At 53.4% G+C, this 25925-nt stretch carries 18 protein-coding genes; 17 read left to right on the top strand and 1 reads right to left on the bottom strand.

Translation table 11 applies throughout. The features are described 5' to 3' along the window. Positions 1-100 precede the first annotated feature (100 nt). The gene (locus GE073_RS13165) at positions 101-2455 is read left to right on the top strand and encodes a beta-galactosidase (RefSeq protein ID WP_153783643.1); all 2355 of its coding nucleotides are present in this window, start codon (positions 101-103) and stop codon (positions 2453-2455) included. A 249-nt stretch (positions 2456-2704) separates the two neighbouring features. Next, positions 2705-3802, top strand: coding sequence for a glycoside hydrolase family 117 protein (locus tag GE073_RS13160; protein ID WP_153783642.1), 1098 nt, complete (start codon positions 2705-2707; stop codon positions 3800-3802). Between the two features lie 367 nt (positions 3803-4169). On the opposite strand, the gene GE073_RS13155 is transcribed toward GE073_RS13160, so the two are convergent. Next, the gene (locus tag GE073_RS13155) at positions 4170-4958 is read right to left on the bottom strand and encodes an IclR family transcriptional regulator (RefSeq protein WP_228551866.1); all 789 of its coding nucleotides are present in this window, start codon (positions 4956-4958) and stop codon (positions 4170-4172) included. Positions 4959-5148: 190 nt separating this feature from the next. Here GE073_RS13155 and GE073_RS13150 point away from each other — a divergent pair, with 190 nt between their 5' ends. The 15 genes from GE073_RS13150 (at position 5149) to GE073_RS13080 (ending at position 25836) form a co-directional block, all read left to right on the top strand. Continuing rightward, positions 5149-6252 carry a mandelate racemase/muconate lactonizing enzyme family protein gene (locus GE073_RS13150; RefSeq protein ID WP_153783640.1) on the top strand — a complete coding sequence of 368 codons (1104 nt, stop codon included), beginning with the start codon at positions 5149-5151 and terminating at the stop codon, positions 6250-6252. Between the two features lie 23 nt (positions 6253-6275). Next, positions 6276-7292, top strand: a complete 1017-nt coding sequence (locus tag GE073_RS13145) for a zinc-dependent alcohol dehydrogenase (RefSeq protein ID WP_153783639.1) — start codon at positions 6276-6278, stop codon at positions 7290-7292. Between the two features lie 15 nt (positions 7293-7307). Then, a complete protein-coding gene (locus GE073_RS13140; protein ID WP_153783638.1) occupies positions 7308-8075 on the top strand; it encodes an SDR family oxidoreductase in 768 nt (255 codons plus the stop codon). 24 nt (positions 8076-8099) lie between these two features. Continuing rightward, entirely contained in the window at positions 8100-8906 is an 807-nt protein-coding gene (locus GE073_RS13135) for an SDR family oxidoreductase (RefSeq protein ID WP_153783637.1), read from the top strand. Positions 8907-8921: 15 nt separating this feature from the next. After that, positions 8922-9740: a sugar phosphate isomerase/epimerase family protein gene (locus GE073_RS13130; RefSeq protein WP_153783636.1), complete on the top strand. Its 819-nt coding sequence runs from the start codon at positions 8922-8924 to the stop codon at positions 9738-9740. 96 nt (positions 9741-9836) lie between these two features. After that, on the top strand, positions 9837-12914 hold the full coding sequence (locus GE073_RS13125) for a glycoside hydrolase family 2 TIM barrel-domain containing protein (RefSeq protein WP_323744202.1): 3078 nt from the start codon (positions 9837-9839) through the stop codon (positions 12912-12914). A 136-nt stretch (positions 12915-13050) separates the two neighbouring features. Next, positions 13051-15411 carry a glycoside hydrolase family 2 protein gene (locus tag GE073_RS13120; protein ID WP_153783634.1) on the top strand — a complete coding sequence of 787 codons (2361 nt, stop codon included), beginning with the start codon at positions 13051-13053 and terminating at the stop codon, positions 15409-15411. Positions 15412-15465: 54 nt separating this feature from the next. Further along, positions 15466-16563, top strand: a complete 1098-nt coding sequence (locus tag GE073_RS13115) for a CaiB/BaiF CoA transferase family protein (protein WP_153783633.1) — start codon at positions 15466-15468, stop codon at positions 16561-16563. A 42-nt stretch (positions 16564-16605) separates the two neighbouring features. Then, positions 16606-17739, top strand: a complete 1134-nt coding sequence (locus GE073_RS13110; RefSeq protein ID WP_153783632.1) for a CaiB/BaiF CoA transferase family protein — start codon at positions 16606-16608, stop codon at positions 17737-17739. Continuing rightward, the gene (locus GE073_RS13105) at positions 17690-18925 is read left to right on the top strand and encodes an ABC transporter substrate-binding protein (protein ID WP_228551490.1); all 1236 of its coding nucleotides are present in this window, start codon (positions 17690-17692) and stop codon (positions 18923-18925) included. Before GE073_RS13110 ends, GE073_RS13105 begins: the two co-directional genes overlap by 50 nt. A 5-nt stretch (positions 18926-18930) precedes the next feature. Next, a complete protein-coding gene (locus GE073_RS13100) occupies positions 18931-20106 on the top strand; it encodes a CaiB/BaiF CoA transferase family protein (protein WP_153783631.1) in 1176 nt (391 codons plus the stop codon). Positions 20107-20110: 4 nt separating this feature from the next. Then, positions 20111-20884: an enoyl-CoA hydratase/isomerase family protein gene (locus GE073_RS13095; protein WP_153783630.1), complete on the top strand. Its 774-nt coding sequence runs from the start codon at positions 20111-20113 to the stop codon at positions 20882-20884. Positions 20885-20910: 26 nt separating this feature from the next. After that, a complete protein-coding gene (gene aldA, locus GE073_RS13090; protein WP_153783629.1) occupies positions 20911-22377 on the top strand; it encodes an aldehyde dehydrogenase in 1467 nt (488 codons plus the stop codon). Between the two features lie 89 nt (positions 22378-22466). Continuing rightward, positions 22467-23366, top strand: coding sequence for an MBL fold metallo-hydrolase (locus GE073_RS13085; protein ID WP_153783628.1), 900 nt, complete (start codon positions 22467-22469; stop codon positions 23364-23366). A gap of 4 nt (positions 23367-23370) precedes the next feature. Next, positions 23371-25836, top strand: a complete 2466-nt coding sequence (locus GE073_RS13080; protein WP_153783627.1) for a glycoside hydrolase family 2 TIM barrel-domain containing protein — start codon at positions 23371-23373, stop codon at positions 25834-25836. Positions 25837-25925 lie beyond the last annotated feature (89 nt).

Here is a 25925-nt window from a genome sequence, read left to right as displayed (position 1 = left end):
TTTGGGCGAAGAGGGCAGCAATGTTTGGTTACCGCGATGAAATGTAAGCGTTCACAATTCAATGACTACAAGCATTTCATATTAAATTGGAGGTGTATTTATGGGAATGAAACAGAGGCTGGGCAGCTTGGTCCTATGTATCGCACTAGCGCTGAGCTTGGCAGCGGCAGACGGCTCTACGATTGTATCTGGTGCGGAGACTCCGAAGCAGGAAGCGACAAGAAAGCTAAGTGAGCTGAATGCGTTGATTACGCAAGCGAAAAGAAGCGGGCATGACACCACAAGAGAGGAAAGTGCGGCCTGGATGGCTCGCGAATTCCTCAAGTATGCAGACTGGGATGCGGCGAATGTAGCCAAAAACAAGGTGCAATTCGAGAGAGTCAGCATGTTCCAGGGCAATGCGCAACAGCTGGCGAACAATCTGCCCGACTTCGAGCGGAATGAAGTGATTAAGATGTTGGATAAGGCAAAGGCCGAGCTGACGCAAGTCATGAGCGGAGCCGTTACGCGACGTGCGGTTCCGAAGGTGAATTGGTCCAACATTACGGTTCAGAACGATCAGTTCATGTCCAATGGGAAGCCTGTCTTCCTGTACGATTATTTCTCTAAGCCGCTTCATATTTCAACATCTGATCCAACCCTGTACAATGATTATCTCGGCAAGCTGGATCACCCTAAGGCAATCAGCCCGATCTTCGCGCTGGACGAGGCGGGAACGATAGGCCAGACGAAGATGGTCGACCTGCAGAATCGTCCGACGAATACGGCAGGCTATACGATGCTGTGGCACGATCCGTTGCCGCAATGGGCGGTGACGAAGTACGGTCCTGAGATTCTGAAGGGTCAGAGCTTCTTCACCAAATACGATATTGATCACCCCCAAGTAAGAGAGATATGGAAGGACGTTTTCAAGGGGACGATTCCGACAACAGCTGGCCAGAATTATACAAGGCTCGGCTACATTCTTGCGAATGAGCCGCATTGGTTCACGGCCAAAGGGCACTGGGCTGCAATTGCGAACGTATCCACATACACGATGAGCAAGTTCAGAACGTGGCTCGAGACGAAGCACGGCACGATTGCCAAGCTGAATTCGCTTTGGGGAACCAGCTATACAAACTTCAGCCTAGTGAATCTGGCGATTCCGCTGGATTTGTCCTACAAGAACACGCCAATCTGGTACGACTGGTCGCGCTTCAATATGGATCGCGGAACCGAATGGCTGACCTTCCTTCATGACGAGGTTAAGAAATACGATCCGGCGGCGAGGACACAGCTCAAGCTTATGCCGGATCTGTTCGTGGAAGGTAACCGCGATCACGGCATTGACTTCGAAGCATTAACCGAGCTGACGGAGATGATTGGAGACGATGCGAAGATTCGCAAGCGGAATATGAACAGTGCCGGTCCAGAGAGCTGGGAGTCTAAGTATGCGTACTACTGGGAAGAGATGGCCATGTCGTATGATTTTATGGATTCCGTCAGTCCGAATAAGCCGCATTTTAACTCCGAGGTGCATTTGCTCTCCACCACTCAATACCGGGACCTGTATATGAAGCCGGAGTATGTTCGTTCGACGTACTGGCAGACGACGGTACATGGACTTAACGGTGGATTGACTTGGTTCTGGGGCCGCAATCCGGACGGATCGATCGAGGAGAGGCTTCAGAATGCATCCGGAGGTCTGGGAGAATCGTACGCTGCGTCAGTTGCCCAGCAGCCTCAAGTGGCTCAGGAGCTGACGAAGACGATGATGGATCTGAACGCCTTTTCGAACGAGATTGTCAAGTTTCAGAGAGAGCGTAAGCCGGTTCGATTGTTCTACTCTGAGGCGGCTGCTATTAACGATTCGAACTATATGAGTGATCTATTCGATATGTATGAATCCATGTACTTCAGCGGAGTTCCTCTAGGCTTCGCCACGAAGAACATTATTTTCAAACAGCCGAACTCGGATTGGGATGTCATTGTCGTCCGCAAGACAGAGGAAGTGACAGAGGCCGAATTTAACGCGCTGCAAATATATCTCAATAATGGCGGTATCGTCATCATCGATGACGTCAGCCTCAAGTTCAATGAGTACAAACAGCCTCGTGCCAAGACGCTCACCAAAGGGACGGGCAAGCTGATTAAGCTGATGGATAATTCGGTAACGAATATGTCCGCCACGGTGACGACCGAGCTGAAGGCTCGTAACCAAACGCCGCCAGTTAGCCTGTCTGAAAACAACGGGCTGCCATCCAAGGGCGCTTTCTGGCGCGTCGTGCCTAACGGCAACAATACGTACCTGATGACGATTGTAAATGTAGGAAAAACGAGCTCAAACATTAGTCTGAAGATGGCGAACAACCAAAGTGTGACGGTTAAAAATATGATGACCGGCCAGAGTATGGGCTCCAGCTTTAGCTTAGGCTCGGAGGGTGTTCTCCTGCTGGAGGTTAAGCCTAAGCCTTAGGACTGTATGGCTGAATTGCTTTAACCAACGATCACACAATAGTGAGATCGTTGGTTTTGCTGTTTAAAAAGCGGGATTGGATGTTTACCGGCTATTTGCTCTGTATTCCCAACTAGCTTGTTGACCAAAATACAAGAGAGGGTTATAATTCAAGTATCAATAAAAATGAAATGAATTCCGAATTTAAATGTAATTTATTAATTAAACGGTTTGTTGTCTTATATCATCCAGGAGGGAGAAGGTTTAAACATGAAAAAAGAAAGCGCTGCAACGATTCGAGGCAAACAATATACCAAAAATGCCGACTGGTTCTGTGAGTTTACGTATGAGCCGGTTGAAGGTCTGGGCTATGAAGAGGGCGTTCATCGCCGTGATCCCAGCAGTGTAATCAAGGTGGGAGAGCTATACTATGTATGGTATACGAAGTCCGTTGGCGAAGCGGTAGGGTTCAACACAGGCGACCCCGAAGCCAAGGTGTTCCCATGGGATCAATCCGAGGTGTGGTATGCCACCTCTCCGGATGCCAAGACCTGGACGGAGCAAGGGCTTGCTGTGGGCCGGGGCCCCAAGGGCTCTTACGATGACCGAAGCGTGTTCACCCCTGAGATTCTGCATCATGACGGCAAGTTTTATTTGGTGTATCAAGTGATTGAAGGCCAGTACCTGCTCCGAAAATATGAAAATATTGCCATGGCAATCGCTGAGTCGCCAGAGGGACCTTGGCGCAAGGTAGATGCGCCGATTCTTCGTCCTGCGATGAACGGCGAATGGTTCGGCGATGACGATAATCGCTTAACTGTGAAGCATAAGGGCGACTTCGACAGCCTGAAGGTTCATGATCCTGTTCTCTTCCATTATAATAACCAATTCTGGCTCTATTATAAGGGAGAACAGAAGGGCGAAGAGATGACCTTCGGCGGACGGACGACAAAGTGGGGCGTTGCGATCTCCGATCATCCGGAGGGTCCTTACGTGAAGTCGGAATACAATCCGGTGACCAACAGCGGTCACGAGACGCTGCTCTGGCACTATCGCGGCGGTATGGCCGGGCTTCTCTCGACAGACGGTCCGGAGAAGAACACGATTCAATATGCACATGACGGCATTAACTTCGAGATCGAGGCCGTTATTAAAAATCCGCCGGAGGCTGCTGGTCCATTCCGGACCGAGGATCCAGAGCGCAGCCCGCTAGAGGGTATTCGCTGGGGCTTGTGCCATAACGTCCATGCCAAGTGGAACCACATTCTGAAATTCAGAACAGTGGAGGATTACAAGCATCACTATGTCAATAAGGTGAATCCTGAGGTGCTCTGGTTAGGCAAAAAAGCGAATCAAAAGAAAGATTAAGAGGTATAAGCCGAGCTGTCTGCTATGGACGCTCGGCTTCTTGCCATTCATCTAGCCGTTCCTATTAACTGAGATCGATTCCATAGTGACGTACTGACGTACGCAGCAGGAAGGGCTGAGGAAGCTAGAACCACGCATTCGGATCTGCCAACTGGTTGAGAGGGAACGTTAGCTGCGAAACGTACAGTTATTTTTGACCAAACATGCCCAGACTAGGAGATTACCTGCAAAACCTACACTTAAAAGCTGTCCAAATGGGGAAATTCCTCAAAATCCTTGAAATTAAATGTAGGTTCTGCAGTTCGTAACCAGAAACATAGGGACGCTGCCCGCGGGCAGCGTCCCTTCATGACGATGTGAATGGAGCTTAGGAGAGGTAGACGGAGCGCATGGACGGTACGAAGCCCAAGCGCTTGGAGATGAGCGAGGATTTCTCCTTCACATGCGCCTCCAGCTCATCCTGCTTATCGAAGATGCGAGCGGTCGGTCCCGCTACGCTGATGGCTGCGATGACCTTGCCGGTGTAATTGAAGACAGGGCCGGCGATGGAGCTTAAGCCATCATCGTATTCCTCGCGATTGACGGCGATGCCTGTCTGTCTAATCTTGCTCAGCTCCTGCAGGAACTGCTGGTGGTCCGTAATCGTTGTTGGCGTATATTGCTGCAGCCCCTTCTCGCTCACGATCTTGTCGACAGCTTCAAGCGAGAAGTAAGCCATGATGGCTTTACCCAGACCGGTGCAGTGTACAGGGTTTCTGGAGCCGAGAATCGCATTCATGATAACGGAAGCGCTCCCGTCCACCTTATAGATGTAGATAACTTCCCCTTCATTATAAACCGCGAGGAAGGCCGTTTGGCCAGTCTGCGCTGCCAGATCCTGCAGATGGGGAATGGCGGCTTCCACCAGATCGATGTTATGGAGGCCCGCCATCCCAATCTCAATGGCCTTCAATCCTACAAAATATTTCTCCGTTGAGGGCTCCTGCATCACAAAGCCCGCCTTCATCAATGTTTCCAAAATGCGGTGTGTTGTGCTCTTGGGCAGCTGAGTCGCTTCCGACAATTCGCCAATCCCGGTCCCGCCCTTGTTCAAGGCGAGCTGCTCAAGCAGGAACAGTGCGCGCTCTAATGTGGAATTCGTTTTGTTCATTTCCATGCTCAAAGGAAGCACCTTCTTTCATTTCATCTCTATTCCGTTATTTTAAATAATGTTTTGATACGAGTCAATCTCAATTATAAATTGATATATTGTTCCGATTTTGTATTGACGAATCTACTTAAGTGTAATAACATTTCATTAATTGGAACGGTTGGGTTCCGATCACTGATAATAGAGGGTGAACATAATGGCAAATGGAAAACGAATTACTCATATTCAAACCGATTATTTTCTTGTGCCGCTCGCGGAGCAATTGGGAGATGCACGGCACGGCATTCATTCGCATTTCGAATTAATTACCGTCACGATTGGCCTGGAGAACGGCAGTGAAGGTGTCGGCTATACCTACACGGGCGGCGTAGGCGGAAGAGCGGTCTGTCAGATGATCGAGCATGATCTGAAGCCGTTCCTGCTGGGCAAGGACGCCAGTTGCATCGAGAAGCATTGGGAAGAGATGAATTGGAAGATTCATTATGTCGGGCGCGGCGGCATTGCGTCGTTCGCCATCTCGGCCATTGATATCGCCCTGTGGGATCTGCGCGGGAAGAGCTGTGACGAGCCGCTGTGGAAGCTGCTTGGCGGCCATGCCTCTTCAACGAAGGCTTACGCCGGAGCGATTGATCTCAATTTCACCAAGGAGAAGCTGTTAGCTAATATTCAAGGGTATATGGATAAAGGCTTCCAGGCCGTGAAGATCAAGCTGGGACAAGAGCGTCTGGCAGAGGACATCGAGCGTGTAGCAGCCGTTAGAGAGCTGATTGGACCGGACCGCACCTTTATGGTGGATGCCAATATGAAATGGTCGGTCGAGACCTCCATCAAGGCAGCAAAGCTGCTAGCCTCACATGATATCTTCTGGCTGGAGGAGCCGACCATTCCAGACGATTATGACGGCTACCGCCGGATTGGCGCAGAAGGCGGCTTGCCTATCGCGGCAGGCGAGAACTTCCATACCGTCTATGAATTCGTGAATATGATTACTCGCGGCAAGATTGATTTCCCGCAGCCGGACGCGTCCAATATTGGCGGCGTAACGGGCTGGCTGAAGATTGCGAATCTTGCTTACGCTTATAATCTGCCTGTGTGTACACATGGCATGCAGGAACTGCACGTCAGCTTGATGTCGGCGATGCCGAATGCGTCGTATCTGGAGGTGCACAGCTTCCCGATCGATCAATATACGAAGCGGCCACTTGTGATTCAGGATGGAAGAGCCGTCGCGCCGGATGTGCCAGGCACAGGTGTAGAGTTCCGGTGGGAGCTACTTCAGCCTTATAAGCAATTTTTCTAATCATCTAACAGGGAGTGGATAGCATGAAAGCGGCATTCTATGAGGGGAACAAAACCATTGTTGTAGGCACAGGCACTCGCAGAGAGCCAGGGCCTGCCGAGGTAGAGATCAAGGTCGCTTATGCAGGCATATGCGGAACGGACCTGCATATTTATCACGGCCATATGGACCATCGTGTGAAGCTGCCTCAAGTGATGGGGCACGAGATGTCGGGCGTCATCGAACGTGTTGGCGGCGAGGTTGCGGATTATAAGCCGGGCGATAAGGTTACGGTGAAGCCGCTGGGACCATGCGGGGAATGTCCGGCATGTCAGGATGGCTGCAGCCATATCTGCCATCGCTTGCAGTTCATGGGCATTGAGACGGACGGCGCGTTCCAAGCCTATTGGACCGTTCCTGCGAGCACGCTGCATAGGCTGCCAGATGAGCTCAGCCTGCAGCATGGTGCGATGATTGAGCCGCTGGCCGTAGCTTGTCATGACGTTCGACTGGGTCAAGTAGCGCCGGGCGAATATGCCGTTGTAATCGGCGGAGGACCCATCGGTACGTTGATAGCGCTTGTTGCCCGTGCTGCTGGAGCAAGGGTTGTTGTGGCGGAGATTAATCCCTATCGTCTCCAGCTGCTGGAGGAGCTTGGCTTCGAAACATGCAACTCCAAGGAGCGGGATTTGGCGGAGTATGTGCAGGAAGCAACTGGCGGCAAAGGCGCCGATGTCGTGTTCGAGGTGACCTCCTCCCTGGCTGGCGCTGAGGTCATGACCAAGCTGCCGAAGGTTAGAGGACGTATTGTCATTGTTGGCATATTCAGCAAGCCTGTCCCGGTAGATCTGCATCGCTTCTTCTGGAGAGAGCTTCAGTTGTTTGGCGCGCGCGTGTATGAGCATGAGGACTTCGAGCAAGCGATCCAGCTTGCAGCAAGCGGCGAGCTTGGGCTTGATCGTCTGATCAGCGAGGTCTATCCCATCGAGCAGATACAAGCGGGCTTCGAGCAGATGGAATCCGGCAGCGGCGTGATGAAGGTTCTTATTCAGTGCAATTAAGCGGGAGGTAGCGGGATGAATATCTTGGATTTATTTTCACTGCGGGGCAAAAAAGCATTGGTGACGGGCTGCAAGCGGGGCATCGGCAAATCTATGGCGATTGCGCTGGCGCAGGCTGGTGCGGATATTGTCGGCGTAAGCGCAACGCTGGAGCCAGGGAGCGAGGTAGAGCAGGAGGTGCGCCAGGCAGGGCGAAGCTTCACCGGTTATGCTTGCGACTTCAGCGACCGCAGCGCGTTGTACGCGTTCATCACCAAGCTGAAGGAAGAGCATGCTGATATTGATATCATGGTGAACAATGCCGGCACCATCATGCGCAAGCCGGCGGCGGAGCATCCCGATGATTATTGGGATCATGTCATGGAAGTGAATCTGAACTCCCAATTCATATTGGCGAGGGAGATCGGACAAGGCATGCTGGAGCGTGGAGCGGGCAAAATTATTTTTACCGCGTCACTGCTTACGTATCAGGGCGGCATTAACGTGCCTGGTTATGCGGCGAGCAAAGGCGGCATTGGACAGCTGACCAAGGCGCTGGCGAATGAATGGTCCTCGCGCGGCGTTCAGGTGAATGCGATTGCTCCCGGCTACATCGAGACGGATAATACGGAGCAGCTGAGAGGGGACCCTGTCCGTTATGAGGCCATACTGGGCCGGATACCTGCTGCTCGCTGGGGAAGACCGGAGGACCTGAACGGAGCTGTTATCTATCTGGCTTCCTCCGCATCCGATTATGTAACCGGCACGATTGTTACGGTGGACGGCGGATGGATGGGCAGATAGCTGTCTTATGAAAGTAGGGGACGAATGATGCGTGAGCTTAGGACCGTTGTCATTACGGGAGCTACTAGCGGCATAGGCCGCAACATGGCGCTTTATTTTGCTGATAAAGGGTATAAGGTAATTGGCACGGGCAGGGATACGGAGCGAATCACTGCCCTTCAGGAGGAGCTAGATGGCTTTCCTGCTCCCGGGAGGGTTTTCCAGGTGGATGTTCGCAGATATGAGGAGATGAAGGAGCTTGTTAGCCATCTGGAGTCTGAGCTTGGGACGATACATGTCTGGATTAATAACGCAGGTGTCAATCGTGCGATAGGTCCTACGTGGGAGGCTGACCCAGTCACCTGGGCGGACGATGTTGACATTAATCTTCTAGGAACCTTCTATGGCGTTCATGCTATTGTCCCTATGATGCTCAGACAGGGCTTCGGCCGGATCATCAACTTAATCGGCGGCGGAACCACTCATGCGATGAAGCACAGCAACGCCTATGGAACGGCCAAGACGGCGGTCGCCAGATTTACCGAGAATTTGGCTGAGGAGTTGGATGAGACTGGAGCCCCTATCAAGGTGTTCGCATTGAATCCAGGACTTAATGATTCAGAGATGACTAGAGCTCTTCGAGCAACGCCGGAAGGAAAACGATATTTTCCGGATATGGAAGAATGGATCCGCAGCGGCGCAGCGAATCCCCAGGAGGCTCCTGCTTGCGCTTACAAGCTGGCGGAGGGGCTGGCAGACCAATACCACGGCCGCATGGTTACGATATATGATTCTATAACGGAAGCGAGTTCCCTCGAGCCTGATCAATACAAGCTGCGAATGCAGCGCTGAGAAAAGGGGAAATCCATGAAACTACATCTATACAAAGCGCTCTGGGGGATGGAAGGCACTTATAGCGAGCAATTCAAGCGAGCAGCAGATGCGGGGTATACCGGCATTGAAGCGCCAATGCCTCTGCCCGAGCAGGAGGCGGCATTCCGTGAAGCGCTTCAGACCTATTCGCTTGCCTATATCGCCCAGATTTTCACTGGCGGTGAGGATCATATTGAATCTTTCAAGGAGCAGGTGGAGAGAGCGGCCGGCTTCGAGCCCCGGCTCATTGTGTCGCACAGCGCCCGGGATCGTATGAGTCATGATGAGCAGGATCGCTTCTTCGAGGCGGCGCTCCGAATAGAGGCGGACAACGGTATAACCGTTGCACACGAGACACATAGGCATCGTGCCATGTTCTCGCCGTGGACAACGGCAAGACTGCTGCATAAGTTCCCGGAATTGCGTATTACGGCGGACTTCAGCCATTGGACGAATGTATGTGAATCTCTTCTTCATGACATGGAGGAGGAGATTGAGCTTGCCATCGCACACACCTATCATATCCATGGCAGAATCGGCTTCTCCCAGGGCCCTCAGGTTCCGCATCCTGCAGCTCCGGAATGGAGCATGGAGCGGGAGCGCTTCGAGGGCTGGTGGAAGCGGATGTTCAGCCGCCGCCAGTCGCAGGGGGAAACTGTAAGCACGATGACACCGGAATTTGGACCAGTTCCCTATATGCCGACGCTTGCCTTTACGAAGCAGCCTGTTGCAGATCTATGGGATGTGAATGAATGGATCGCCAATCGGGTGAGATCCAGCTATCCAGACTGGATTGCTGCTAATAGCAATTGATGCCTTGCCCGGCTGAATAACACATAGAGCACTCGGGTTCCTTCGGAAACGGGTGCTCTTCGTCTCCCTTAAGGGAACAGCCTAACTATTATAGGAGTGATACCTTTGCTGGAAATCGATAAATATTGGGAAGATCCCCGTACGCTGCACATAAACCGCGAGAAGCCAAGAGCTTATTATATTCCGCATGCGGATGCCGAGGGAGCTGTCTCCCGCAAGAGAGGACGCTCTCCTTATTATCAGACCTTAAATGGTGCTTGGAAATTCCAATATCACGCCAGCGTGGAGGAGGTTCGCGACAGCTTCTATGAAGCGGATTATGATGCAGGAAGCTGGTCCTCCCTATTAGTACCCTCCTGCTGGCAGAATAACGGCTACGACGGCATGCATTATTCCAATCTGAACTACACCATTCCATGTGATCCTCCCTTTGTACCGGACGACAATCCCGCAGGGCTGTATATTCGGGAGTTCAACCTCTCGCCGGATTGGACGGAGAAGGACAAATATGTGGTGTTCGAGGGTGTGAATGCGTGCTTCTATCTATGGGTGAACGGAAGCTTCGTCGGCTATAGCCAAGGAAGCCGGGTGCCTGCCGAGTTCAATATCAGCAAGCACCTTGTCTCTGGCGTTAACCGGATGGCGGTTATGGTGCTGAAATTTTGTGACGGCACTTACCTTGAGGATCAGGATTTGTGGCGATATACGGGCATATTCCGGGATGTCTATATGCTGGCGAGGGATAAGGCGCATATTCGCGACGTGTTCGTGCGTACAACGCTGCTGAACAGCGACCGGGAGGCTCAGCTGAATATCGAGCTGGAGATGGCCGGCGGTGCCGTTGTACAAGCTGTTCTGCGAGATCCAAGCGGTATTGAAATAGCTGCGGCGCAAGGTGAAATAGGGCAAACGGGACAGCTTCTTATGGAGGTGCTGGACCCGCAGCTCTGGAGTGCGGAGCAGCCGGTGCTGTATGAGCTGCTGTTGTCCTCGGGTGAAGAGGTGCTGCGCTTCAGCGTTGGCTTCCGCCGTGTGGAGATTCAAGAGGGCGTGTTCCAGATCAATGGCGTTCCCGTGAAGCTGAAAGGCGTCAATCGTCACGATTCCCATCCAAGCCTTGGCCAGACCATTCCTCTGCAGCATATGATTCAGGATCTTCAGGTGATGAAGCGCCACAATATTAATACCATTCGGGCATCTCATTATCCCAATGATCCCCGATTTCTGGAGCTCTGCAATGAATACGGCTTCTATGTGGTGGACGAAGCGGACCTGGAGTGCCATGGGCTGGCTATCGCCGATAACTGGGACAATATGGCCAAAGGGCTTGGCATGCAATCCTATACGGACTTCCATGAGCTGTCCAACAATCCTGATTGGGAAGAGGCCTTCGTCGATCGGGCGGTTCGTATGGTGGAGCGCGATAAAAACAACCCTTGCGTGGTGATCTGGTCGATGGGCAACGAGTCCGGATACGGTCCTAATCATATTGCCATGGCGAAGTGGACGCGGGAGAGGGACAGCGCAAGGCCTGTTCATTATGAAGGAGCAGCCTCCCTGTACCTGGGTCATCCCGATACAAGCGCGTTGGACATGGAAAGCCGCATGTATGCATCTGTCCCGGAGATTGAGGCCTATGCCAAGGATGAGTCGAAGCTGAAGCCGCTGTTCCTGTGCGAATACAGCCACGCCATGGGCAATGGCCCCGGCGATCTGCTGGACTACTGGAATGTCATCTACGCCGAGCCGAAGCTGATGGGCGGCTGTGTGTGGGAATGGTGCGACCACGGCATTGAGAGGAAAACCGAGCATGGCGACACGTATTATGCGTACGGCGGCGACTTCGGCGAGAAGCCGCATGACGGCAATTTCTGCATTGATGGCCTGGTAGCTCCCGATCGTACGCCGCATACTGGCCTGCTGGAGCTGAAGCAGGTCATAGCGCCTGTTCGGATGGAGGCCGTTGAGCTGGAGAAGGGCCGGCTGCAGATTCACAATCTGTATGACTTCGTGGACCTCTCCCATCTGGTCTTCTATTGGAAGGTGGAGCGTGAGGGCGTACTCCTTCAGCAAGGCGAGCTTCGAGGCTTGCGAACGGCTCCGCACACCGGAGAGGTGGTGGAGCTGCCGCTGCAACCGAAGCTGTTCTCTCTGGGTACGGTTAGCTTGACCATATCCTGTTGCCTGGAGGAGGAGAACGTGTGGGCGGAGCGTGGGCATGAAATCATGTTCCACCAATTTGAGCTGACGACAAGTGATGGCAGCGGTGCTTCCAAGCGATTTGAAAACAAGGCCTCTCATACCTCCATCCAAGTGCTGAAGAAGGACCGTAAGCTCATTATTACTGGCTTTGACTTCAGCCATTCCTTCGATTTGCGGAAGGGTATGCCGGATCAGCTGACAAGGCACGGGGTGGCGCTGCTGGAGCAGCCTCTATCCTTCAATATGTGGCGAGCGCCTCTAGATAACGACAGACCGTTGGTCGCGAGATGGCAATATGAAGGTCTGGAGCATGCCGGCATGAAGGTGTATCGCTGTGATTGGGAGCAGCGCGCCGAGGGCGAGGTTGTCGTGACCGTTGAGTTTTCCTTGGGTCTCTACACGCGTAAGCCTATTGTGCGAGGGTCAGCCCAGTGGCTGTTCGATGCCCAAGGCGCGGTAACGGTGAAGGCAAGCGCAGAGGTGAAGAAGGAGATAGACTTCCTGCCTCGCTTCGGTTTACAGCTAAGAATGCCGGCAGCCATGAATACGGTGGAGTATGTCGGTTATGGACCGCATGAGAGCTATGTGGACAAGCGTCAGAGCGTACGCAAGGGCAGATATGTACAGCGCGTTGAGGAAACGGGCGAGTCTTATATTATGCCGCAGGAGAACGGCTCCAGATGGGGCACGGAATGGGCTGTCGTATCCAATGAGCTGGGCATGGGGCTGCTGCTGGACGGTACAGAACCCTTCTCGTTGAACGCTTCCCGTTATTTGCCTCAGGATCTGACGGCAGCCAAGCATACGTATGAGCTTCAGCAGAGGAAGGAGACAATCGTTCAGCTCGATTACAAGATGAGCGGGGTAGGCTCGCACTCCTGTGGTCCCAAGCTGATGGATAAGTACCAGCTGAAGGAGAAGCAATTCGAATTCCAATTCACCTTAAGACCTGTGTTTAAGGAAGATGAGTAAAAACGTATTGACGCCTAGCCTATCCAACTGTATAATCAACTCAAAACGGAACTATGTTCCGAAAATAATTAAATAATTAAAATTTTCGGTTTGTTGTTCTGTAATAAAAAGTGGACCTATAATGGGAGGTTATGGCATGTCACGTGTAGTGAAGGATTTAAGCGGCAAGCTCTGGCAGATGGAGAAGATGAGAGTAGGTGAAGGGGAACGGGAAGGGTTCCATATCCTTCCCGCAGAGCGGCAAGGTGTTATCTTCAGCTGGAATTATGCTTCTGTGCCAGGGGATGTATACACGGATTTGCAGCGCGCCGGTGAATTGGAGGATCCTTACTTCGGCCGCAATATGCATAAGGCCAAGTGGGTGCAGGAATATGAGTGGTGGTACATTCGCAGGTTCAACGTCTCGCAGGATATGAAGGGCAAGAAGGTGCATCTGGAATTTGAAGGCGTTGACTACAGCTGCACCGTATGGCTGAACGGCCAATTGCTGGGCAGTCATGAGGGCATGTTCTCTCCTTTCTCCTTCGAGGTCAGCCAGTACCTCAACTTTGATGAATGGGCTGGCGGCTCCAATCAGCTGGCGGTCAAGCTGGACCCGCCGCCGAAGAACTTCCGCAATGTCGGCGGCAAGAAGGTGAACTTCTCCGGCGATTATTTCACCGGCCTGGTGCCATTCGGCATCTGGCGTCCCGTACGACTCGTGGCTACAGATGATGTGCGTATTGTGAATTATCGCACCGAGTCCGAGCTTAAGGATGGGGGCGCTGCCGTTCATGTGGAGGTTGAGCTCGACAATATGGCTGCAGAGTCGGCAACCGTCGAGCTCCAGATCGCGTTGAAGGGCCATAATTTCGAATCCGAGACGATCACTCGTACGGTGGAGGCAGAGGTTCAAGCCGGCAGCCATACTGTGAAGGCAAGTGTAGACGTTGCGGACGCGAAGCTGTGGTGGCCTTGGGATATGGGCACTCCGAATTTGTACGATATGGCAATTACAGTCCGGAAGAACGGTTCGGAGCAGGATCGTGTTGAGGACAGGATAGGCATCCGTACGATTCAGATGGAGAAGAATCCAGGGTTCACCGAAGCGGAGTCGGAATATCCGTGGACCTTCGTTATTAACGGCAAGCGCCAATTCCTGCGCTCGGCATGCTGGGGCGGCCAGCCGTCCTTCCTGTATGGACGGAACAGCACGAAGAAATATGAACATCTGCTTCGTCTGGTGAAGGAGAGCAATATCAACAATCTGCGGATCTTCGGCTGGCATCCGCCGGAAATTCCGACCTTCTATAAGCTGTGCGATGAGCTGGGCATTACGGTGTGGACGAACTTCACGTTCTCAACACAAGCCTTCTCCAATGAGCCTGCATTTGTAGATTCGGTTGCGAAGGAATGTATTGAAATTGTGAAGCTTCGCCGCAATCACCCCTCCAATATTTATTGGATGGGCGGAGAAGAAGTGTTTTTTACAGATGCACATATTGAGAGCGGCAACAAGGAGCTCATGGAAGCGATTGGCGTTGCCATTGGGGCATACACCTCCGTTCCTTACGGGCTGGCATCGCCGCTTAGCAATGAGTTCGGCCAGAGCATGGGCTTCAAGCCCAAGGAGTCCCAGCACGCCAATGAACATTATTACGGCGGCGGCCGGAGCTTCATGGAGGAATATTACCCGGCTCTGGATTGCTCCATCATTCCGGAATTGACGGCGGCGTCGGCGCCATCTATCGAAAGCCTGAGGAAGTTCATTCCGGAGAACGAGCTTTGGCCGATTGGACCAAGCTGGGGCTACCACTGGGCCGATATCCACATTCTCCAAGGACTGAACATAGAGGTATTCGGCGATAAGAGAATGGATTCGCTGGAGCAATTCGTGGAATCGACTCAAATCGCCCACGGCACGATTCTGCAGTTTGCCCTTGAATTGTACCGCAGACGGAAGCCGCGTATGAGTGGTGTGTCACTCTGTCACTTCATTACGCACTGGCCTGACATCAAGTGGGGGCTAGTCGATTATTATGGTCAGAAAAAAATCAGCTTCGACTATGTCAAGAGGAGCTATCAGCCGCTTCTGCCAAGCTTGGCATTCGCGAAGAGAAGATGGAACCCGGGCGAGACGTTCCAAGGCGAGCTGTGGATTGTGAATGACTACCATGAGGCCTACGGGGACACCGAGCTGGAATGGACGCTGAGCAATCATAAAGGCGAGGTTGTACAAAGCGGCACGGTAGAGGCGCAGGTGGCTTCCAACAGCTCCTCCAAATTCAGCGACATCGTATGGAAGGTGGATGCTGACGCGGCAGGCGAGTTCTCGGTTGCACTGACGTTGAAGCAAGGCGGCAGCGTGCTGGCCAGCAATGCATACAAGCTGCTTATTGGCGATCAGGCCGAGGCGAAGCGCATATGTATCGAGCATCTGGACGAAAGCAACAAGCTGCGCGATGAATATGGCCACAGCTATTACCGCTACAACCCTGAGCTCTGGGAGCTGGAGTAGTATCGGCAAGCGGATGTTTCTTGGGAAGATTGTAACGGTTCAGGAGGGGAGGGCTTGCTTCCATTAGAGGGTTTGCTCGTTGTGGAATACAGCACGCAGCTTGCCGGTCCCTTCGCGGGGTTAAGACTGGCTGATCTTGGGGCGCGTGTCATCCGAATCGAGGGGACGGAGGATGAGCCGCTTCCGCTTGTCAGCTTGTACCGCAACAAGGAGAGATTACAGGTCTGCGCAGCCACTGAAGGGGAGCATGGGAAGCTTAGCAAGCTGATTGCGGAAGCTGATGTTCTCATCGAAGGTCCGCCTGCTAGCGGGTTGCAGACAACGCTGCTCCCTTATGAGACAACGCAAGCGCTGAATGCCAAGCTGATCCATGCCAGCATAACGGGTTATGGCCGGGAAGGAGCCTGGAGTGCGAAGCCCTATGACGACTTGTTCGTCCAGTCACTCACGGGCATGCCTTGGCTGAATGGGAATGCGGATGATCCCCCAATCCCATTCCCGCTGTCCACGGTGGAGATGTTCGCAAGCGCCAATCTCGTGCAAGGCATTCTGGCTGCTCTTGTGCACCGTTCCAAGTTGGGTGAGGGGATGCTTGTTGAGGTTAGTCTGCTGGAGGCGGCGATTGATTATCAATTCGAGGTGCTGACGACTCATCTTCATGATGGAGGACAGCTGCCGCAGCGAAGCTCGTTAAATAATGCCCATGCTTATCTGGCGGCTCCATATGGAATCTATGAGACGGCTAATGGGTATTTGGCTCTGGCTATGGGCTCTGTGCTGGAGCTGGGCGCGCTGCTGCAATGCGAAGCTTTGGCCCGCTATGAGGATCCTGCCAGCTGGTTCTTGAGGCGGGATGAAATTAAAGGGCTGCTCGCCGATCATCTCAGAACCAAAGCGGCTGCGGACTGGGCGGAGGACCTGGAAGCGGGCGGCTACTGGTGCGCCGTGGTTCAGACGGTTGACGAGCTGCTTCAGCACGAAGGCTTCCTAGCCTTGCGCAATATACAGCAGGTTCAAACGGAGGAGCTGGGCTTATTCCTTACGCCTTATTGTCCCATTCGGTTCGACAACAGCTATATGGGAAGTCGCCGTGGAGTTGGGCGGGCGGGCATGGACAACGCCAGGCTTGAGGCGGAATTTCAGCTGCTATAGCCGCAGCGGCTGCATATTAAGTTGAAGCGAGAGTGATCCATCATGATGCCGAGACCGCTGGAGGGCTTGCTTGTGCTTGACTTCAGTCAATTCCTGTCTGGTCCTTATGCAGGCTTGCGATTAGCGGATTTGGGCGCGCGAGTCATAAAGATTGAGCGGCTGGACGGCGGGGATTTGTGCAGAAGGCTGTATATTTCGAATTTGGAGCTGGATGGGGACAGCACGCTGTTTCACTCCATCAATCGGAATAAGGAAAGCTATGCTGTCGACTTGAAGTCCGAGACAGATCGCTGCAAGGTGCGGAAGCTGCTGAGCCATGCGGATATGATGGTTCAGAATTTTCGGCCGGGTGTCATCGAGAAGCTTGGTTTCGGCTATGAAGAGGTGAAAGCCATTAATCCGCGTCTCATCTACGGCTCTATTAGCGGTTATGGAGGGAACAGTCCACTCCGTGACAGACCTGGTCAGGATCTGCTAATCCAGGCGCTCACGGGTCTGCCCTGGCTGCACCGAGATAAGTCCAGACGGGGGCCTATCCCATTTGGTCTTGCTATTGCAGATATGATAACCGGAGCCCACCTTGTGCAAGGCATGCTGGCGGCTCTTGTGCGGCGCTCCATCCAGGGCGACGGCGCACTTGTAGAGGTCAATATGCTGGCATCCATCTTGGATGTCATGCAGGAGATCTGGGAGGAGAAATGGATGCCGGATCAAGGCTCCAGCTTACCTGCCGAAGGAGCAGAAGGATCGGCGTCCATTCGCTGGCTGAAGGGGCTGTATCCAACAGCTGGGGGCTATATTGCGCTAGGCGATATGCCTCTGCACACATTGGCCCAGGCGCTTGCCCCACACATCACCTTGGATGCCCTCGGCGAAGCTGAGGCTGCCCGCATGGAGGAGCTGCTGACAACACGTCCTGCTCATTATTGGAGCGAAGAACTGCAAAAGGCCGGCATCCCTTGCGAGGAGCTGCTGGACTGGAAGCAGCTTCTGCAGGAGGAAGCGTTCAGCGAGCTGTGTATGACGCAGGACATCTATCGAAGCAACGGGGCCCGCATGACGGCAATCTCCTGTCCCATCAGGCTGAACGGCCATCGGCTGCAGTCCTCTAGAGGAGCGCCGCGTATTGGAGAGCATAACGCCGTTGTTGAATCGGAATGGAACATTACACGTTGAAGAGATGGTGATGAAGTTGAAATTAAAAGGAATGACATGGTCTCATGAGCGTGGCTTGAACCCATTGGCAGCGGCCTCAGAGGCGTTCCGCAGGCTGGAGCCTAACGTCGAGATTGAATGGGACGCGCGTTCCCTGTCTGATTTCGAGCTGTACCCGCTGGAGCTGCTTGCAGATGCCTACGATCTCATTATGATTGATCACCCCCATATAGGAACAGCGGTTGCGAAGGGACTGCTGCTGCCCTTGAATGATCGGGTGGAGGAGGCTTTTCTGAAGGATCAGGAGCTTCATTCGACAGGATTAAGCTACGCCAGCTATACGTATGAAGGCAAGCAGTGGGCGCTGCCTGTGGATGCGGCGGCTCAAGTCAGCGCCTACAGACAGGATTTGCTGGATCAGGCTGGTCTATCGCCTGCCCGAAGCTGGAGCGACGTGCTCGCCATCGCCAAGAAGCTGCCCAAAGGGCAGTCAATCGGCCTCCCGCTTGTGCCAGTGCATGCGTATTCAACCTTCTTCACGTTATGCGCGCAGCTGGCGAACCGGGCCTATTGGAGTGAAGAACTTGATCTTCCTATGGAGGTAGGCGAGCAGGCGCTTGCGCTTATGGAAAGCCTGATGCCGTATGTACATTCGGAATCGGTGCATCAGGATCCCATCCATATGCTGAATCTTATGGGTGCCAGCAATGAAATAGCGTACATTCCGCTTATCTACGGGTATTCCAATTATGCGAGAGTCGGCTTTCGGCCGTACCTGGCTAGCTTCGGCAACATTCCGTCCGACAGCGGCGTGCCAAGCGGCAGCATGATTGGCGGTGTAGGGCTTGCGATTTCGTCGCAATGCCGGCATGCTGACATCGCTGCTCGGTTTGCCGTTATGGTCGCTTCACCAGAGTTCCAGCGCACCTCGTTTTTCCTGAATGACGGTCAGCCGGGCCATCGGGAGGCTTGGCTGGACCCCGAGGTGAATCGTCTCTCCGGCGGCTTCTTCAAGAACACGCTGGACACATTGACACATGGCTCCATGAGACCGCGTTTCCATGGCTATATCAGCTTCCAGGAGCAGGCTGGCAATCTGATTCGGTACCGCCTGATGAATCAGGCGCCGGAGCGGAGAACGGTTATTCAAACCTTAAACGAAATGCATATGCAGGTTAGACGAGAGCATCAGGAAACGGGGATGTGAGCAGAATGAAGCTGCTGGAGGATATTGTTGTACTGGATTTCAGCCAATATCTGGCAGGTCCTGTGTCCGCGCTTCGATTAGCCGATTTGGGGGCGCGAGTCATAAAGATCGAAAGGCCGAATGCAGGTGATGGAAGCCGCCAGCTGACATTGTCGAATCTAAGGGTAGATGGAGAGAGCACCGTATTCCAGTCTATGAATCGGAACAAGGAAAGCTACGCTGCCAACCTGAAGGACCCCTCTGATCTCGCAAAAGTAAAGCGATTGATTCAGCAGGCGGATGTCATCATAGAAAATTTTCGCCCCGGCGCTATGGAGAAGCTCGGTCTTGATTATGAATCCGTCAAGGCGCTGAATCCTGGCATGATATACGGCAGCATTACTGGCTATGGCGTGGAAGGCCCCTGGAAGAACAAGCCGGGTCAGGATTTGCTGGTCCAATCCATGTCCGGCTTAGCCTGGCTGAACGGCGACGGCGAGCAGCCGCCTGTTCCCTTCGGTCTGGCAACGATTGATCTGCATACCAGCTCCGTATTTGTTCAGGCCTTGCTGGGCTTGCTGTACAAGCGAGAGAAGACCGGTCAGGGCGGACTAGTGGAGATCAGCCTGATGGAGGCGGCTCTGGACTTCCAATTTGAAGTGCTGAGCGCTTATATGAACAAAGAGCCGAGAGAGCTGCCCAAGCGAAGCAGGTTCCGGAATGCGCATGCTTACCTTGGCGCGCCATATGGCATCTATGAAACAAAGGATGGCTATATCGCGCTGGCCATGGGCTCCATTCTGGCATTGGGCGGTCTTCTGCAGTGCGAGGAGCTGCTTGTCTATACGGAGCAGTCGGCTTGGTTCGATGAGCGGGACACCATTAAGGGAATATTGAATCGTCACCTGAAGACGAGGCCGACAAAGGAGTGGCTCGATCTTCTGGAGCCGGCCGACTATTGGTGCGCTGAGGTGTTCGATTGGGAGCAGTCTCTTCAGCATGAAGGCATCAAGGTGCTGGATATGTTCCAGGAGGTCGTAAGGCCAAGCGGCGCGGTGTTCAAGACGACGCGTTACCCGGCAAGGGTGAACGGACAGCTGCTCAAGCATGAGAAGGGAGCACCTCCAGTCGGTGAGCACACGATACGAATTAATAGGGACTTCGGTCTTGACGGTTCGGTGGACAACGATGGAGGGAGGTAAGGCGATGGACAACAACGATATTCGGTACGAGGTTGACAACTATATAGGGACGATCACGCTTGCCAGACCGGGCAAGCTGAATACCGTCACACGTGCGATGGGCGAGCGGCTCAGCGAGCTCTGTCAGGAGATCAACAGGGACAAGGGCGTTCGAGTCGTCGTCCTCACCGGCGAAGGCGAGAAGAGCTTCTCTGCCGGCAGCGACATTGAAGTGCTGGATGATTACGGAAGTCCATGGGATCTGCGTAATCGAGATGATTACTGTATGGCGATTCGCAGCATTCGCAAGCCAGTCATCGCTATGGTGAATGGGTATGCCATTGGCGGAGGATTGGAGCTTGCGCTGCAGGCCGATATTCGTATGGCGTCATCCAACGCCAGGTTCGGCGCAGCAGAAATTAAGCTGGGCTGGATCGGAGGCAGCGGAAGCACGCAGCTGCTTCCGAGAATGGTAGGAGCAGGCAAGGCTGCGGAGATGGTGTTGACGGGGAGGCTGCTGTCAGCGGAGGAGGCTTTGCGTTGCGGATTGGTTGAGCAGGTCGTGGAGCCTGGTGAGCTGAAGAAGCTGGTCTACGAGACGGCAAGCGCCATTGCGGCATATAGTCCAATCGCTGTCGAAAACGCGAAGCTTGCACTTCGAGCGGCCATGAATATGCCGCTTGACGCAGGCCTGCAATATGAGAACAGCCTGTTCTCCTTCTGCTTCACGACAGAGGACGCGCAGGAGGGCAAGGCAGCCTTCAAGGAGAAGAGAGCCCCGCAATTCAAGGGACAATAATAGAAGCGAAAGGGAGATGGATCACAATGATGAAGGGCAACCGCAATGGACAAGACTATTATCGGTTATATATAGACGGCCAATGGATGGAGGCATCTTCGGATCGGCTGATTGAGGTGCAGAACCCGGCGAATGAAGAGGTAATTGGACGGGTAAGCGATGCCTCTGCCGAGGATGTGCAGAAGGCGCTGGAATCGTCCGAGCGGGCGCAGCAGGCGTGGCAGGCGCTGCCTGCCGTGAAGCGCGCGTCTTATTTGGTCAAATTGGTGGAGAAGGTGAAGGAGAAGCGCGAGTTCCTAGCCAAGCTGCTGGTGATGGAGCAGGGCAAAACGTATCGTGAGGCGCTCGGAGAAGTGGAAGATACGATGGCTTATATGATGTTTGCCGTGGAATCCGCCAACAAAATTAAAGGCGATATTCTTCCTTCCAATAAGGAAGGCGAGATGCTGCAGATTCGCAAGGTGCCATATGGCGTCACTATTGGCTTATGCGCATGGAACTATCCGCTGGCCTTGATCGGCAGGAAGCTGGGACCGGCGCTTGTGACGGGCAATACGATGATCATTAAGCCGCATGAGCTTACGCCAATCGCTTCGGCCGAGTTTTTCAACCTGATTCATGAGGTTGGCTTCCCTCCTGGCGTTGCGAACTTCGTGACAGGCACAGGCGCGGAGGTGGGACAGCTTCTGGTGAGCAGCCCCATTACGAAGATGGTAACGGTAACCGGCAGCGTACGCGCGGGTCAGCAGATCTACAAGGCGGCTTCCGACAACATTATCGCATTGTCTCTGGAGCTGGGCGGCAAAGCCCCGTTCATCGTATTGGAGGATGCGGATATTGACCAAGCGGCGGCAGCGGCTGTCACAGCCCGATTCGCGAACTGCGGGCAGGTATGTGTGTGCAATGAGCTGGTGCTTGTTCACGAGAAGGTGGCGGAGGCCTTCACAGCGAAGCTTCTGGAGCATATGAAGGCTATTAAGGTGGGCGATCCTTTCGACAGCACTGTAACGATGGGGCCTAAGGCGAATGGCAATGATCTGCAAAAAATTGACGACATTGTTCAAGAAACGGTAGCCCAAGGCGCCAAGGTAGCCTTTGGAGGCAAGCGTCCTAGCGGCGGCATCTTCGATAAGGGCTATTGGTATGAGCCGACTGTCCTTGTTGATGTGAAGCCGGACATGGCCGCAGCGCAGAAGGAGATATTTGGTCCCGTGCTTCCGATTGTAACCATCAGCAGCTTTGAGGAGGCCATTAACATCGTCAATTCCAGTGAGCTGGGCTTGTCGGCTTACCTGTTCACCAGTGACATGAAGAAAATGATGCATGGTACAGATGTGCTTCAGGTGGGAACAGTCTTCGTCAATCAAGGTATGTCAGGCTGTATGCAGGGCTACCACAGCGGCCATAAGCTGAGCGGACTGGGCGGCGAGGATGGCGAATACGGACTGGAAGGCTATATGCAGAAGCGTGTAGTGTACTTGAATTATAAGTAAGGAGAGGGGCCTGCGGTTTACCGACCGCAGGCTGCTTCCCTATTTTGAGAGGTAGAATTTTTATTTTAAGAACAGGTGGTGGGGGATAAATGCAGCAAGGCTCGCAGGGCTCGCGCATACGAGCTAATGAGAGGCTGATTGACGAAATGAATGCAACAACTCCGCCTTATGGCACCCTTGCGATCTGGCTGCTGGGCCAGGAGAGCATTGTGGTGAAGGGGGATGGCATCCTTCTCTACTTCGATCCCTTCGTATCCGATGATGTGAGGAGCAAGCTGGGGCTCCAGCGATTGTATGAGCCGCCGCTTGTTCCAGCCGATATTACGAATGCTGCTGTCAGTCTCATTACGCATGATCATGAGGATCATCTGGATGCCGGCACGATGAAGGTTATCTGCCATAGCAGCCCGGACAGCCTTGTTGTCGCTCCCAAATATTGCGCCAGCACGATTATGGGGCTTGGCTTTGCGCCTCATCGTGTCTTCCATGCCCATACAGAGGAGCCCCTGTCGCTGCTAGGCGATCGGCTTCAAGTATGGTCGATACCGGCCATGCATGAGCAGTTTGAGGTTGACGCTGACGGGGAGCATCGGTATGTCGGCTACGTCATCCGACTGAATGGCGTGACCCTGTATCATGCGGGAGATACGCTGGTCTATGACGGATTGGCCGCACGGCTGCGGAGTGCGTGCATAGATGTAGCCTGTCTGCCTATTAATGGACGCGACTATTATCGCGCCAGCCGGAATATTGCCGGCAATATGAATTATCGGGAGGCAGCGGAGCTGTCTTGGGAGATTGGCGCGGATACCGTCATCCCTCTTCATTATGATACGTTCGATTGGAATACAGAGAAGCCGGGCTCGTTCGTGCAATATGTATACGAGCAGTATCCGGAGCAGAAGTGTCATCTGCTGGCGCGCGGGGAACGCTTCCTCTATGTGTCGAGCTCCGCATTCAAGAATGAGAATGAACCAAGGGAGAGATAGAGAGATGAGAGGAATTCCTTTTATACAGGACTGGAAGTTTATACTGGGCGAGCCGGAGTCTCCCCATTTGCTGGCAACGGATGATACCTCATGGCGCACACTGGATCTGCCCCATGATTGGAGCGTGGAGTTCCCGTTTGATCAGGAGAAGGGGGAAGCCTGCACCGGCTATCTGCCTGGCGGAATTGGCTGGTATCGCAAGCGCTTCACGTCCACGCCCGAGATGACCGGAAGCAAGGTCATCATCAACTTCGACGGCATTTATAATCGTGCAAGCATCTATTGCAACGGGCAGCTTGTACGGTTTCATCCCTACGGCTATTCGCCATGCCTGGTGGATATAACGGATTGCCTGCATGCTGAGGGCGAGGACAATCTCATTGCGGTGAAGGTTGATCATTCCCGCTACGCGGACAGCAGATGGTATACGGGCTCCGGCATTTATCGGAAGGCAGCCCTTCATATTATGCCTAAGCTTCATATCCCCGTGTGGGGCACCTATTACACGACGCCGGACGTCGATGATGCTTCTGCTGTTGTACGTGGGGTCATCACCTTGCGGAATGATGAAGCGGGCCCGCAGCAAGCGGAACTGATCTGCAGCCTTTTCGGACCGGATGGCCAGCTTGCAGCCAAGGAGAGAGTGAGCTGCTCTCTGGCAGGTAATCAATCAGAGGAGCTTCAGATGGAATGGAAGATTCCGAATCCGGAGCGATGGGAAATTCATGATGGCAAGCTGTACCGCGCAATTATTGAGGTAGTGGACGACGGACGGACCATCCAGACGGTAGAGGATCGTATAGGCATACGAGAGTTCCGATTCGATGTCGACAAGGGCTTCTATTTTAATGGAAGGATCACGTTAATTAAAGGGGTCAATCTGCACCATGATGGCGGGCTTGTTGGAGCGGCGGTGCCTCTGGATGTATGGAGACGCAGGCTGGAGACGCTGAAGGCATGCGGATGCAATGCCATCCGGACAGCCCATAACCCAGCCTCGGAGGACTTCCTGGATCTATGCGACGAGATGGGCTTCCTGGTGCAGGAGGAGTTCTTCGATGAATGGGATAATCCGAAGGACAAGCGCAGCAACGGCGGGGAGCAACGGGTGGATGATATAACCCGGGGGCATGCTGAATATTTCCGGGAGTATGCCAAGCAGGATCTGCAGGACACGGTGCTGCGGGACCGGAACCATCCTTGTATTTTCCAGTGGAGTATAGGCAATGAAATTGAATGGACGTATCCCAAATATAATGAGGCAACCGGCTACTTCGGCATGAATGCCTCCGGCAATTATTTCTGGACGCTGCCGCCGAACAGCAAGGATAAAATTCGCGAGATCATTCAGGGGCTGCCAAGAGACGCCTATGACATTGATAAGACAGCCCGGCTCTTGTCACGCTGGACCAAGGAGCTGGATACAACGAGACCCGTTACAGCCAATTGCATCCTGCCCAGCGCCAGCTACGAATCGGGCTATATCGACGAGCTGGATATTGCAGGGTACAGCTACCGCAGGGTGATTTATGATTACGGCCATCAGCATTATCCCGACAAGCCGATACTGGGAACGGAGAATGTAGCCCAGTGGCATGAATGGAAGGCCGTGCTGGAGAGAGAGCATATTCCTGGCATCTTCCTCTGGACTGGCATCGATCATATGGGTGAAGCCATACAGAAGCCATGGCCGCGGAAGGGCTCCAATCTGGGTCTGCTGGATTTCGCCGGGTTCCAGAAGCCTTCCTACCATATGTTCAAAAGCTTATGGAATGAAGAGGCGCATGTCCATCTCGTCACGCAGACTGTGGAGGAATCCTTGTATCGCCTGAATGAGGCCGGCGAGCTGGTGGAGAAGGTGCCTGGCGGCTGGCAGGAGAGAGTGTGGTTCTGGCATGATGTGAACTCTCATTGGAATTATAGGGATGGAGAGCTGGTTGTGGTCGAGGTATATTCCAATTGCGAAGAGGTTTCCTTATATTTGAACAACACCTTGGTTGCCGCCAAACGCCTGGAGCAGTTCGAGGACCATATCTACAAATGGGCAGTGCCTTATGCCGCAGGAGAGCTGAGGGCTGTCGGCAAGCGAGCCGGTGAATCAACCTCTGCCAGTATCCATACGGTAGGCCCCATTCATTCCATTCAGCTGCTTGGGGACAAGGACATCCTCCAGATTCATCCCGATCATGTCGTTCATGTTACTGTTCAGCTATTGGATGCGCAGGGGCATGCCATTACGAACCAAAATGTGGAGCTTGCCTTCGAGGTGGAGGGGGAATGCCGCATTCTTGGAGTAGACAATGGCAGCCCTGACAATGTGCAGCCTTACCAGAGCACAAGCCTTGTGACAGAGCTGGGCAGAGGACTGCTCCTTGTACAGGGCACCAAGCCAGGAGAGCTTGCGATTAAGGCGAAATGCGCTGCTATCCATGCCATATCCAATATATGTAAGGTGAAAGTCGTCGAATAGGCCCCTAATGGAATGAATAGAAACTTGTTTCAATAGAGATCGGAAAAGTCCAATAACATGACGAATTGGTTCATTTTATTGTGGAGTAA

It is taken from the genome of Paenibacillus sp. B01, from assembly GCF_009649995.1.
GTDB classification, from domain to species: domain Bacteria; phylum Bacillota; class Bacilli; order Paenibacillales; family Paenibacillaceae; genus Paenibacillus_O; species Paenibacillus_O pasadenensis.
Note: the sequence above shows the minus strand (reverse complement) of the source record. Positions and strands in the feature narration are given on the sequence as shown.